Source organism: Longimicrobium sp., from assembly GCF_036280135.1.
Classification (GTDB): domain Bacteria; phylum Gemmatimonadota; class Gemmatimonadetes; order Longimicrobiales; family Longimicrobiaceae; genus Longimicrobium.
The window spans coordinates 1-11,069 of record NZ_DASURI010000669.1; the positions used below are offsets into that span (position 1 = coordinate 1).

13 protein-coding genes are annotated in these 11,069 nt (G+C 70.6%); 4 read left to right on the forward strand and 9 right to left on the reverse strand.

All coding sequences use genetic code 11. The annotated features are described in order from the left end of the window. Nucleotides 1-119 precede the first annotated feature (119 nt). From VFZ20_RS21705 to VFZ20_RS21715, 3 genes are all read right to left on the reverse strand, one after another. Complete coding sequence (locus VFZ20_RS21705; RefSeq protein ID WP_329686042.1) at nt 120-344, reverse strand: hypothetical protein; 225 nt, start codon at nt 342-344, stop codon at nt 120-122. Nucleotides 345-508: 164 nt separating this feature from the next. Further along, nucleotides 509-727 (reverse strand): pinensin family lanthipeptide, encoded by a 219-nt coding sequence (locus VFZ20_RS21710; RefSeq protein ID WP_329686043.1) that lies wholly within the window; start codon nt 725-727, stop codon nt 509-511. 108 nt (nt 728-835) lie between these two features. Beyond that, nucleotides 836-1,753 carry a LysR family transcriptional regulator gene (locus tag VFZ20_RS21715; protein ID WP_329686044.1) on the reverse strand — a complete coding sequence of 306 codons (918 nt, stop codon included), beginning with the start codon at nt 1,751-1,753 and terminating at the stop codon, nt 836-838. 134 nt (nt 1,754-1,887) lie between these two features. Between VFZ20_RS21715 and VFZ20_RS21720 the strand changes: the two genes are divergently transcribed. Then, the gene (locus VFZ20_RS21720; RefSeq protein ID WP_329686045.1) at nt 1,888-2,742 is read left to right on the forward strand and encodes an oxidoreductase; all 855 of its coding nucleotides are present in this window, start codon (nt 1,888-1,890) and stop codon (nt 2,740-2,742) included. A gap of 449 nt (nt 2,743-3,191) precedes the next feature. Here the strand turns inward: VFZ20_RS21720 and VFZ20_RS21725 are convergent, their stop codons facing one another. Next, nucleotides 3,192-3,941, reverse strand: coding sequence for an SDR family NAD(P)-dependent oxidoreductase (locus VFZ20_RS21725; RefSeq protein ID WP_329686046.1), 750 nt, complete (start codon nt 3,939-3,941; stop codon nt 3,192-3,194). A 186-nt stretch (nt 3,942-4,127) separates the two neighbouring features. Here VFZ20_RS21725 and VFZ20_RS21730 point away from each other — a divergent pair, with 186 nt between their 5' ends. Beyond that, complete coding sequence (locus VFZ20_RS21730) at nt 4,128-4,709, forward strand: TetR/AcrR family transcriptional regulator (protein ID WP_329686047.1); 582 nt, start codon at nt 4,128-4,130, stop codon at nt 4,707-4,709. A 131-nt stretch (nt 4,710-4,840) separates the two neighbouring features. On the opposite strand, the gene VFZ20_RS21735 is transcribed toward VFZ20_RS21730, so the two are convergent. The 5 genes from VFZ20_RS21735 to VFZ20_RS21755 form a co-directional block, all read right to left on the reverse strand. Further along, nucleotides 4,841-5,167, reverse strand: coding sequence for a hypothetical protein (locus tag VFZ20_RS21735; protein WP_329686048.1), 327 nt, complete (start codon nt 5,165-5,167; stop codon nt 4,841-4,843). A 458-nt stretch (nt 5,168-5,625) separates the two neighbouring features. After that, nucleotides 5,626-5,874, reverse strand: coding sequence for a hypothetical protein (locus VFZ20_RS21740; protein ID WP_329686049.1), 249 nt, complete (start codon nt 5,872-5,874; stop codon nt 5,626-5,628). A gap of 105 nt (nt 5,875-5,979) precedes the next feature. Continuing rightward, entirely contained in the window at nt 5,980-6,303 is a 324-nt protein-coding gene (locus VFZ20_RS21745; protein ID WP_329686050.1) for a pinensin family lanthipeptide, read from the reverse strand. 44 nt (nt 6,304-6,347) lie between these two features. Next, nucleotides 6,348-6,611 (reverse strand): pinensin family lanthipeptide, encoded by a 264-nt coding sequence (locus tag VFZ20_RS21750; protein WP_329686051.1) that lies wholly within the window; start codon nt 6,609-6,611, stop codon nt 6,348-6,350. Nucleotides 6,612-6,749: 138 nt separating this feature from the next. Beyond that, complete coding sequence (locus VFZ20_RS21755; RefSeq protein WP_329686052.1) at nt 6,750-6,956, reverse strand: hypothetical protein; 207 nt, start codon at nt 6,954-6,956, stop codon at nt 6,750-6,752. Nucleotides 6,957-7,445: 489 nt separating this feature from the next. Between VFZ20_RS21755 and VFZ20_RS21760 the strand changes: the two genes are divergently transcribed. Then, nucleotides 7,446-9,272 carry a diguanylate cyclase gene (locus VFZ20_RS21760; protein ID WP_329686053.1) on the forward strand — a complete coding sequence of 609 codons (1,827 nt, stop codon included), beginning with the start codon at nt 7,446-7,448 and terminating at the stop codon, nt 9,270-9,272. A gap of 911 nt (nt 9,273-10,183) precedes the next feature. Further along, nucleotides 10,184-11,069 (forward strand): hypothetical protein (locus VFZ20_RS21765; RefSeq protein ID WP_329686054.1); only part of this gene is annotated, 886 nt, incomplete at its 3' end.

The window sequence follows — 11,069 nt, forward strand, 5'->3', positions numbered from 1 at the left end:
GGCGCGACGGAGGTAGTGCGGCGGCTGACGGAGTGACGGGGCGCAACGGCACCATGCGGGCCAGCCGCGGACAGGTGTCCGCGGCTGGCTTTGTATCTCGCCTGCTCAGTGAGCGCCGACTAAGCCGGTTCGGGCACCTGCTGGTCGCGGATGATGCCGGCGAGTGCGCGCAGAGCCCGATTCACTGCAGCTGGATCGCGAAAAACCTCGGCGACGTCGGGGTCGAGCAGCACAACGTTGGTCCCGCTCGCGTACCGCTCGGCGTACTTGCCGCGCACTCCGCGGCGGAAGTCGTACTCGGGCCGCATCTCGTCGCCCGCGTCGTTATCCGGCATCTTCTTCATACTCCCTCCATTCGCGGCGCGAAGCCGGTCGTGCGCTGATGCTCCAATCTACGCCACGGAATCTGGCGTACCAAGTCCTTGTGCTGGAGGTACCGACAGTGCAACGAGGAGATGCCGCGGTCAGGCATCCCCTCGCTTGCGTCGTCACGATGGAACGATCTGGATCAGCAGATACAGGAGGCGACGGGGCCGGTGACGACGCCGCAGTCGCCGCCCGTGTACATGCAGTCCGCGGGGTCCCACGACACGCAGCCGCCGTCCCGGGACAACAGGCAGGCGGGCGTCGGGTCCTGATGGGCCTGTACGGTGCCGCGCGAGGCGGACGCGGCGGAGGTGGTGGCGAACGACTGCACCTGCAGCGACTCTAGCTTCAGCTTGCGCATACGATGGCTCCGATCCGGGGGGAACGAGAAGGCCTGCATCTCACAGGGATGGATCAAGCTGTAAATGTGGCGGTAATCGTGCAACCCTCGCCGCCCCGCATCCGCGCATCAGCCCGGCGGATTGTCGCGTACGCTGCGCCGCCAGCCCAGGATGTAGTCGATCAGCGCGCGCAGCGGCGGCGAGGCCTGGCGCCGGCCAGGATAGTAGAGAAAGAAACCCGGGAACGGCGTGGAATATTCCTCCAGCACCACCTCCAGATCGCCGCGCTCGATGTCGCCGCGCAGTTCCCGCTCGAAGTACACCGTCAGCCCACGTCCCGCGCGGGTGAGGCGCAACAGGAGCGGCACGTGGTTGGTGAGCACGCGGCTGGGCACGGCCACGGAGAAGTCGCGCCCGTCCTCCGTGAACTCCCAGCGATACGCCGGCGCATCGGCCGTGGGGCGCCAGTTCAGGCACTCGTGACGCGCCAGGTCGCGCGGATGCATCGGCCTGCCATGCCGCGCGAAGTACGACGGCGCGCCCACCACCAGCAGCCGCTCGTCGCCCGCCAGCGGCACGGCGATCATGTCCACGTCGATCACCTCGCCCAGCCGCACGCCGGCGTCGTAGCCGGAGCCCACGATGTCCAGCGCCTCGTCGCTCACGAACACGTCCAGGCGCACGTGCGGATGCGCGGCCACGAAGCCGTCCAGCACCGGGCCGCTGAGAAAGCTTTCCGCCGCACCCGCCACGTGCAGGCGTAGGGTGCCGCGGGGTTCGCTGCCCAGCGCGCCCACGGCGGCCGCGGCGGCGCGCACCTCCTCCAGCGCCGGGCGCACGGAGGCGTACAGCAGCTCGCCGGCCTCCGTCAGGTGCATGCTGCGCGACGTGCGGTGCGCCAGCACCACGCCCAGCCGCTCCTCCAGGCGCCGCAGCGTGTGGCTCACCGCCGACGCGGTCACGCCCAGCCGGTCGCCCGCGCGCCGGAAGCTCTTCGTCTCCGCCAGCGCCACGAAGGTCACCATGGCGTTCAGGTCATCGATCATGGGATGATCATTGAATGGAATTCAACGGCCCGTCAAGGATCATCCCGTAGATCGGGGGTCCGCACGCCGGTACCCTTATCGGGCGCGGCGCCGGGGAGGCGCCGGCGCTCCAACTCGTACCGAGGTGCATCGACATGAATAGCCAGCAGACGTGGTTCATCACCGGGGCCTCGCGCGGACTTGGCCTGGAGCTCACCCGCCAGCTGCTGCGGCAGGGGCATCGCGTAGCGGCGACCTCGCGCGATGTGGCCGGGCTGCGCCGCGCCGTGGACGCCGACGGGGCCGAGTTCCTGCCGCTCGCGGCGGACCTGGGCAGCGAGGCCAGCGTGGCGGAGGCCGTGAACGCCGCCGTGGAGCGGTTCGGGCGCATCGACGTGGTGGTGAACAACGCGGGATACGGGCAGCTGGGTGCCCTGGAGGAGCTGACGGACGGCGACGCGCGGGCCAACTTCGACGTCAACGTGTTCGGCACGCTCAACGTCATCCGGCAGGTGATGCCGCGGTTGCGGGCGCAGGGCGGCGGGCACGTCATCAACGTCTCGTCCATCGCCGGCATGGTGGGCGGCTTTCCGGGATGGGGCGTGTACTGCGCCACCAAGTTCGCCGTCGAAGGGCTGTCCGAGGCGCTGGCCGCCGAAGCCGCGCCGTTCGGGGTGCGGGTGACGGTGGTGGAGCCGGGCTACTTTCGCACGGACTTTCTCTCGTCCGGCTCGCTGCGCCTGCCCGCCGGCAAGCTGAACGACTACACGCTGGTGCGCGACTCCGAGGCGTACCACGAGGAGCAGATGCGCGGCAACCAGCCGGGCGACCCCGCGAAGGCGGCCGCGGCCATCATCCGCGTCGCATCCGAGCCCCAGCCGCCCCTGCACCTGCTGCTGGGCCGGGACGCCCACGACATGGCCGCGTCCAAGCTGCAGTCGCTGTCGGACGAGATCGCGCGGTGGAAGGACTTGACCCTGTCCACGGGGTTCGCCGAGGCGGCCGCCTGAGAGGGTGTTGCCGGACCGGCTTTCAACGGATCCCGGAGAGCGTCATCCTGAGTCATCCGGCGCGACGCGCACCTTGTGGGATGAAGCCGCGCCGTACAACCTCCCCCAGGGGTTTTTGGGGGAGGTGGGCGAGCTCCGCGAGCCCGGAGGGGGCGCTCGCGCGGGGCACGCCTCACGCACGAGCCCTCGCCGAAGGATCTCTTTCGCGGGGCAGGGACTTCGCTACTGGACCGGGGTCCTTGCCAGGGCGGGAAGATCCTTCGGAGCCGCACGCGTCCGTGCACAGTCGAGACCGCGAGGGCCCCTCAGGAAAACAACTGCTGTTCCGGATCCGGCATGACACGCCGCGACAAGACCCGGCGAGATGAAAACAGCCGCGGACGCTCCCGTCCGCGGCTGTTTCCGTTTCATCGTGAGCGGATGACTCCGGCCTCACGCCCAGGGCTGCATCACCAGGGCAACGGACCGTCCGGGCCCGTGAACGTGCCGGTGGGGCCGTCCGTCTCCAGCGCGACGCGCACGGGGGCGCGGGAACCCTCCTCGATGGACTCCACGCCCTGGAAGTTGTTGAGCGCCGTCGCCGTAAAGCCCGGGCTCACGGCGTTGACCTTGATGCCCTCCGGTTCCAGGTCGATGGCAAAGGCGAGCGTGATGGCGTTCAGGGCCGTCTTGGAGGCGGAGTACCCGGGGCCGAACCCGTGCCGGTAGCCAAAGCTGGGATCCGCGTTCAGGGTGAGCGAGCCCACGCCGCTGGACACGTTGACGATGCGCGCCGCGGGCGCCTGGCGCAGCAGCGGCAGCATGGCCTGCGTGACGGCGATGACGCCGAACACGTTGGTCTCCCACACGGCGCGCACCTCGTCGAGCGAGGCCACGCTCGCGCGGCCCGCCTGCATCACCTCCTCCAGCGTGGTGCCCGGCGCCCCCGCGTGGGAGATGGCGGCGTTGTTCACCAGCAGGTCCAGCCGGCCGAACTCGCCGCGGACGCGCTCCGCCGCGGCGGCGATGGACGCCGCGTCCGTGACGTCGAGCTGGATGGCGTGCGCGTTCGCCCCGATCTCCTTCGCGGCGTTCTCTCCGTTCCGCGGATTGCGCGAGCCCACGAGCACCGTGTAGCCGTTCGCGGCAAGCTCCTTGGCGACCTGGAGGCCGATTCCCTGGTTGGCCCCGGTAACGAGGGCGATGGGCTGGTCTTGCATGGGTTTCTCCCGGATACGTGGTCTGCAGGTGGTCCGAACCGCCCGGATGCGCTATCATCAAAGCGGAACAACGCTCCGCTAATATGCGGAACATCGTTCCGTTTAGTCAAGGGATGGATGGGCACCGTGGGCAAAAACGAGAAGATACCTGCTGATCCGAACGCGCCGGGCCGCACCGCGCGCGGCATGCGCGCCGACGCGCGGCGCAACCTCGACACGCTGCTGCAGGCGGCCAAGGACGTGTTCGCCACGTCCGGGGTAGACGCGCCCGTGCGCGAGATCGCCGCGCGGGCCGGCGTGGGCGTGGGCACGGTGTATCGCCACTTTCCGCAGCGGGCGGACCTGGTGGCGGCCGTCTTTCGCCGCGAGGTGGACGCCTGCGCCGCCGCCGCGCCCGTCCTGGCGGCCCAGCACGAGCCCGGCGAGGCGCTGGCGGGCTGGCTGCGGCGCTACACGGCCTTCATCGCCACCAAGCGCGGGCTGGCGGCGGCGCTGCACTCGGGCGATCCGGCGTTCGATTCGCTGCCGGCGTACTTCGAGCAGCACCTGGGGCCGGCGCTGGCGTCGCTGCTGGACGCGGCCGTGGCCGCGGGCGCCATCCGCCCCGGCGTGCGCCCGGTGGACCTGCTGCGCGCCGTGGGCAACCTGTGCGGCGGCGGCCCCGACGTGGAAACCGGCCACACGGAGCGCATGGTGGACCTGCTGATCGACGGGCTGCGCTACGGCGCCCGCCCCATCGATCTCCCGCCCAGCCCCGACGGCGGGTGAAAACGACGGCAGCCGCGGAGCGATTCCGCGGCTGCCGGCGTTCGTTCGAGAAAGGTGGCAGGCCGGGCCGGCGCGGCGAAAAAGCCGGTGAGAGGGGCAAAGGTTCGGCGGCGCCGGCCGCGGCATCTACCTCAGAGCGGGCAGTTGGGCTGCGTGGACTCGCACCCGTTGCCCCAGTCGCAGGTTACCGGGCACGTCTGGTTCCAGGTGCGGTCGGGATAGGTGGGGCAGTTGGCGGTGCAACCGGCCTGGCAGGTGGCCGTGGGGCAGGCGATCTGCTGGCTTTCGTAGCAGTACGCGGTGTCGCAGCCGTACGTGCCCAGGCACCCGCCCGGGACGCAGGTGAACTGCAGCGTGGACTGCAGCCCCTGCACGGTTCCGTCCGACCGCGGATCCGGCGGGGTGGTGGGAAAGGACTCCACGGACACGTCGTTGAGGTCGAGCTTGAGCTTGGCCATGTTGGATCTCCACTGGCAGGCGGTAAAACTGCGAGGTGCGTGAGGTTTCTCACCGGCTCACGGGCGGGGTGCGTCGAAGGGATCGGATGGAAGCGAGGCCGGTCGCGGACGGACCGGCCGCGGGTGCGGCAGGATGGCGGCGCGGAGCTCGTCCGCGCGCGGGTGCGCGGCGGGCGTCTTTTCCTGGGACACCGCGGGATGCCCGAAGGTTGCAGCCCGGCCGGATCCGGCGAAACGGGCCGGCACGCGCGAGGGGATGCCGGCACGCGGCATCCCCTCCTTTCGTGTATCGGCGGCGGGCGGACGCGCATCCGGAAATCGCAGCCGCGGCGCGGGTGCGTCACGGCCCGCTCGCGTTGCGGCCCGGCGGAAATTCCGAAATCGTGGCGCCACGCCGGGAGCCGGCTGCCGTGTTCCGCGGCCGGCGTGCTCGCCGGTGGGAGACGAGGACGGATGGATCAGCAGGTCGCCTGGCAGGACTCGAAGTCCGAGCAGATGAAGGTGCAGTCCAGGTAGTTGGTGTCGCCGCAGATCTCCGGGGCGTCCGTCTGGCACCGCCAGTCGTCGGAGATCATGCAGATCTGGCACGCGGACGGGCCCGTCTCGTCCGTGGCGGCGTTGCCCCGCACGGTGCCGCGCGTGGTCTCCGCGGCCATGGTGGTCTCGAACGACTCGACGACCAGCGACTCCAACGTGAGCTTTCGCATCTGCTTTCTCCTCGTGACGAAGATGGGGGATGGGCCGGATCCGGCGCGGGGATGAAAACGGGGGGATGCCGCGGACCGGCATCCCCCCGTTGCGCCTCTTTCGGTTCAGCCGTCGATCGTGCAGCCGCCCGCCGTCACCTCGATCCAGCAGTACTCGCCGCAGCTGTTCACGTGGGGATCACACGTGTTGCGCGTGCAGCCGTAGGTACAGTCCAGGTATTCCGTGTCGCGGCAGATGTTGATGCTCGCCTCGCATCCCTGCTGAGAGAACGGCTGGCAGATCACGCAGTCCGATACGCCCGTGCCCGGCCCGATGGGGCAGCCGTCGGTGTTGGGGCGGTGGCCCTGCACGGTGCCGCGCACGCCCTGGGGCGGCGCGACGGTCTCGAACGACTCCACCTGCAGGGTCTCCAGCTTGAGCTTGCGCATGGTGTGTCTCCTGGTGAGGGGGGTGGATCCGGCGCGCCGTTCGGTCACGCCGTGCAGTCGGCCGTGTTCTCGATCCAGCAGATGTCGCAGGTGTTCACCCGCGTGCAGCCGAACGTGCAGTCCAGGTACTCCGTGGGGCCGCAGGCCGGCTCGAACGTGTCCGGGCACAGCACGTCCACCGAGACGCACCCGTACGAGGGGCACCGCGAGCCCGTGATGTGGCCCTGCACCGTGCCGCCCGCCCGCGGCGCATCGGCGGAGGTCTCGAACGATTCGACGGTCAGCGACTCCAGCTTGAGCTTGCGCATGGTGCTTCTTTCTTCGGTGGATGGGGGCCGCCCGCGGTCACGGGCGACGGGGTGCTTCGGACGGTGTGCGGCGCGCGGCGCCGCGGTTCCGCGCGCCCGTCCAGCCGACGGGGAGCGCACGGGCGCGGCCGTCCGCTGTCAGCACGGGATGCACGAAGCCACGTTGGAGCAGGCGAGCGTGCAGTCGAAGTAGTGCGTGTCGCCGCACAGCTCCGGCTCGATCGTCTGGCACTTGAAGCCCTGGGTGGGCTCGGCGTGGGCCCGCACGGTACCGGCGGAGCGCGGCAGGTCCGAGGAGGTCTCGAACGACTCGACGGTCAGTGCTTCCAGCGTGAGCTTGCGCATCGGGGTGCTCCAGGGGGGGACCGGATCCGGCCTGCATCCGCAGGCGCGGCACGCAAATGTGCATTATCGTCCGAAAAGGAGCAACCTCGTCCCGCACCATCGCTCATGATGCGCCGTTCTTCATCGATCGTGACGATGTAGATGCGGGACCGCGATCCCTCTTCGACGGCGTATTACGCGCTGATCGGCCCCCCACCACTGCCGATCCGTCCGTCCGATGTGAGGCACAAACGTCCCAATGGGACATCCGAACCTCCGGGTGCATCGGCACGATGGATCTGCTACAATCCCCGCATCACACGGATAAGCCGTTGATCCACAACAAACTGCATTTCGTGGCGACTCGGGCGGGGCGCGGGGTGCAGAAGGTGCGTTCCCTGTGCTCGTTCGCGGCGGCGCGTACGCGGAGGCGGCCCTGCCTCCCGCGCTCGCTGCCGCGGCCATTCGCCCGCAGGACGTACCAGGACCCGCATCGGCTCGCGCCGTCCCATGCAGACCGTTACCCCGCTCGCGGTGCCCGCGCTCGCACTGCTGGAGCTTTCGCCCGAGACCACCATGGAGATGTGCACCCGCGCGCTGGCGCTGCGCCATCGCGCACCCGCCGAGGCCGTGGACCTGGCCCGCCGCGCCTTCGCGCTGGCGGAGACGCCGGACGCCCGTCGCCGGGCGCGCGCCGCGCTGGGGGCGTGCCTGGCCGCGGCCGGCGACCCGGCGCCGCTCGCGCGGGAGCTGCTGCAGTCCGTGCTGCGCGAGTGCGAGGCCGCGAACGACGATGAGGACACGCGCTGCCTGGTGCTGAACGAGCTGTCGGCCTGCCTGCTGGCCGCGTTCGAGCACGACGCGGCGCTGGACCACGCGCGCCGGGCCGAGGAGGTGGCGCGCGGCGCCGGCCTGCGCGCCGAAGAGGCGCGGGCGCTGCGGATGATGGGGACCGTCCACACCTCCACGGGCGACTTCGTGCAGGCCCTGCCCGTGCTGCTGCGGGCGCTGGCGCTGCACGAGGGGCTGTCGCCGGAGGGCGCGGATGACGACGAGCGGTGGTGGGAGCGGGGCTCGCTCTTTGGCGGCATCGCCATCGTCTACAGCAACCTGGACCAGTACGCGCGCGCCCTGGCCTACTACGAGGTGGCGCTGGAGAGCTTCGGCGAGCGCTTTCCCCTGCGCGCCGCCCGCACGCTGTACCGCATGGGCATCGCGGCGCAGGGGCTGGGAGACTGGGCGTACGCGGAGCGCGTGTACCGCCGCAGCATGGAGATGAACGAGGCGCAGGGAGACACCGCCGGCCGCGCCCTGGGGCTCATGGGCCTCGTCACCGTGTGGCTGGAGCGCCAGGCGTGGACCGACGCCGAGGCCGCCGCCGCCGAGGTGCTGTCCGAGCTGGGGGGCGACCCCGCCCACGCGGCGTACGCGGGCGACGCGCACCGGCTGATGGGGGAGGCCCTGCTGGGCCAGGCGCGCTTCACGGAGGCGCTGGCGGCCCTGGAGCAGGCGCTGCCGCTGTACCACCGCACGGGACGGCCCGCGCAGCACCGGGCGTGGCTGCACGAGCGGTTTTGCCGCGCGTACCGCGGCCTGGGCGCGTACGACCTCGCGCTGGAGCACCACGAGCGCTTTCACGCGCTCATGCTGGAGCACCTGCAGACGCAGTCCGGTGCGCGCATGGCGCAGATGATGGTGCAGTTCGACACGGAGCGCGCCATGAAGGACCGCGAGATCTCGCGGCTGCGCAACGTGGAGCTGGAGCGCGAGATCGCCGAGCGGCGCGAGGCCGAGGCGGCCCTGGCGCGCGCCAAGGCGGCGCTGGAGGAGAGCAACCGGGAGCTGCGGGCCATCAGCATCCGCGACCCGCTCACGGGCGTGTTCAACCGCCGCTATCTGGACGAGCGCCTGGCCGAGGCGTTCGCGCTCACCACGCGGCAGTCGCAGCCCCTGAGCGTGATGATCTGCGACGTGGACGACTTCAAGCGCATCAACGACACCTTCTCGCACGCCGTGGGCGACGAGGTGCTGCGGACCATCGCGGGGATCCTGCGCGCCAACGTGCGGCAGAGCGACGTGGTGGCCCGGTTCGGGGGCGAGGAGTTCGTGGTGCTGTTCCCCTGCGCCACGCGTGAGCAGGCCGTGGCCGCCAGCGAAAAGCTGTGCCGGCGGGTGATGGAGCACCCGTGGCACACCGTGCATCCCCTGCTGTCCGTGACGCTGAGCGCCGGCGTGGCCGCGGCCGACGGCCAGCCCAACCACGAAAAGCTGCTCTCCGACGCGGACCGCAAGCTCTACCAGGCCAAGGCGCGGGGAAAGAACCGCGTGGAGGTGTGATGCGGAACAGGGACAATGATTTGATTTCCTGAGGGAGGCGCCGCGCGATCCCTGCGCGTCGAAGAACCCTGGCGCCGACCGAAGGATCTCGCCTGCCGTGCAAGGAACCGACAGAAGGGCTGGGTCTCTGCAATGCGTAGTAGATCCTTCGGTCGCGCCCACGGGTCAGCGAGCGAGCAAGGTCCGGGCGGCGCTCCCTCAGGGGATGTTGCTAGACCTGCCTTTCAACGAAGCCCAGCGAGCGTCATCCTGAGGGAGCGCCGCGCGTAACGTGAACGCGCGCAGGATTTTGGCGCGACCGAAGGATCTTGTGTCCAAACCTCGGGGCCGGCTTCATGCCCCGAAGCCACCCCTGAGTCTCGCATACAAGATCCTTCGTCGCCGCCATGGACCGAGCCCAGGCAGGCATCGCGCGGCGGCTCCTCAGGATGACGCTTTCGAGCCCGAGGTTTGGCAACACCCTCTCAGTCTCAGGAAGTCAAACACCTCCACCCTGATCTCGTGAGCGGCGCGGCCCCAGCCCCGGCGACTGAAGTCGCGGCACCGGAAACGTGATGTCGGCCTGCGCCGACGGCTCCTGCCGCACGCCGTCGCGTGTGCACCGGGGCGGGCATCGCGCCGCCGGAGCGAATGAATTCGCCGCGGGAAAGGCACGAAGTCCGCCTGCGCGGACTGCCCCAGCATGGGCCGGCGCGCGTGCATCGGGGCGGAGTTCACGTGGTTGAGCCTCGCGCAGTTTGCGAGGCTTTCCGCTTTGGTTGCGGTGACTTCAGTCGCTCCGGCCGGGGCTCGATGGCGACGCGCCTCATCCCCTGCCCCGGCTCTTTCGCGCCTCCGGCGGTGTATCGCATCCGGTCCGCCACGCCGCTATCTTCGCCATCCGCACCGCGTCCCCTCCATCCGCCCGCCGCATGTCCGCTCCATCCGTCGAGCAGCACACGCTTTCCATGCGCTCGCAGCGCCGGCTGTTCCGCGTGCTGCACGCCGTGGCGCGGCGACCGAAGACCACGCTGCTCGCGCTGCTCGTCTCGGTGATGCCGCTGGCCATCGCGGGCTCGGCTCTCACGCCGGACAACTCGCTGGCCGTGTGGTTCGTGCGCGACGACCCGGCCCTGGAGTCGTATCGCGCGTTCCAGCGCCAGTTCGGCAACGACGAGGTCGTCGCCATCGCCTACCGCGCGCCCGGCGGCGACGCGCTGGCCCCCGCCGAGGCGGACGTACAACGCCGCGCGGCGCTGCGGCTGCGCGCCATCGAGGGCATCGACCAGGTGACGGCGCCGGCGCTGATGGCCGATTCGCTCGGCGCGGGGCCGGGGGGACGCGCGTATCTCCAGAAGCTCGGGCTGCTCTCCGCGGACGGCGCCACGGCCACGCTGCTGGCGCGCATCTCCGCGCGGCCGGACATCGACGAGGTGCGCGGCGACATCCTGGACAGCCTGCGTGCCGCCGTCGGGGAGACGCTGGGGGCGCGGCGGCCGGCGCACTACGCGGGCATCGGCGTGGTGTATGACGCGCTGAACCGGCAGACCCTCAAGGACAGCGGCGTTTACCTGGGCATCGCGTTCGTCGTCATGGGCGTGCTGCTGTGGTTCGCCCTGCGGCGCTGGGCGTCCGTGGCCATCGCGCTGGTGCCGCCCGTCATCGTCTCGGTGATGACGACGGGGCTGTTCGTGCTCACGGACCAGCCGTTCACACAGGTCACCAGCATCCTCCCCATGCTGGTGCTGGTCATCGGCCTGTCGGACGCCATCCACCTGGTCGCGCACTACTACGCGGAGCGCCGCGCGCATCCCGCGG

Bases quoted from the DNA above. Each gene is read 5' to 3' on its own strand.
- VFZ20_RS21705 (WP_329686042.1), bottom strand. From the start codon at position 344: ATGAAGAAGATGCCGGATAACGACGCGGGCGACGAGATGCGGCCCGAG.
- VFZ20_RS21710 (WP_329686043.1), bottom strand. From the start codon at position 727: ATGCGCAAGCTGAAGCTAGAGTCGCTGCAGGTGCAGTCGTTCGCCACC.
- VFZ20_RS21715 (WP_329686044.1), bottom strand. From the start codon at position 1,753: ATGATCGATGACCTGAACGCCATGGTGACCTTCGTGGCGCTGGCGGAG.
- VFZ20_RS21720 (WP_329686045.1), top strand. From the start codon at position 1,888: ATGAATAGCCAGCAGACGTGGTTCATCACCGGGGCCTCGCGCGGACTT.
- VFZ20_RS21725 (WP_329686046.1), bottom strand. From the start codon at position 3,941: ATGCAAGACCAGCCCATCGCCCTCGTTACCGGGGCCAACCAGGGAATC.
- VFZ20_RS21730 (WP_329686047.1), top strand. From the start codon at position 4,128: ATGCGCGCCGACGCGCGGCGCAACCTCGACACGCTGCTGCAGGCGGCC.
- VFZ20_RS21735 (WP_329686048.1), bottom strand. From the start codon at position 5,167: ATGGCCAAGCTCAAGCTCGACCTCAACGACGTGTCCGTGGAGTCCTTT.
- VFZ20_RS21740 (WP_329686049.1), bottom strand. From the start codon at position 5,874: ATGCGAAAGCTCACGTTGGAGTCGCTGGTCGTCGAGTCGTTCGAGACC.
- VFZ20_RS21745 (WP_329686050.1), bottom strand. From the start codon at position 6,303: ATGCGCAAGCTCAAGCTGGAGACCCTGCAGGTGGAGTCGTTCGAGACC.
- VFZ20_RS21750 (WP_329686051.1), bottom strand. From the start codon at position 6,611: ATGCGCAAGCTCAAGCTGGAGTCGCTGACCGTCGAATCGTTCGAGACC.
- VFZ20_RS21755 (WP_329686052.1), bottom strand. From the start codon at position 6,956: ATGCGCAAGCTCACGCTGGAAGCACTGACCGTCGAGTCGTTCGAGACC.
- VFZ20_RS21760 (WP_329686053.1), top strand. From the start codon at position 7,446: ATGCAGACCGTTACCCCGCTCGCGGTGCCCGCGCTCGCACTGCTGGAG.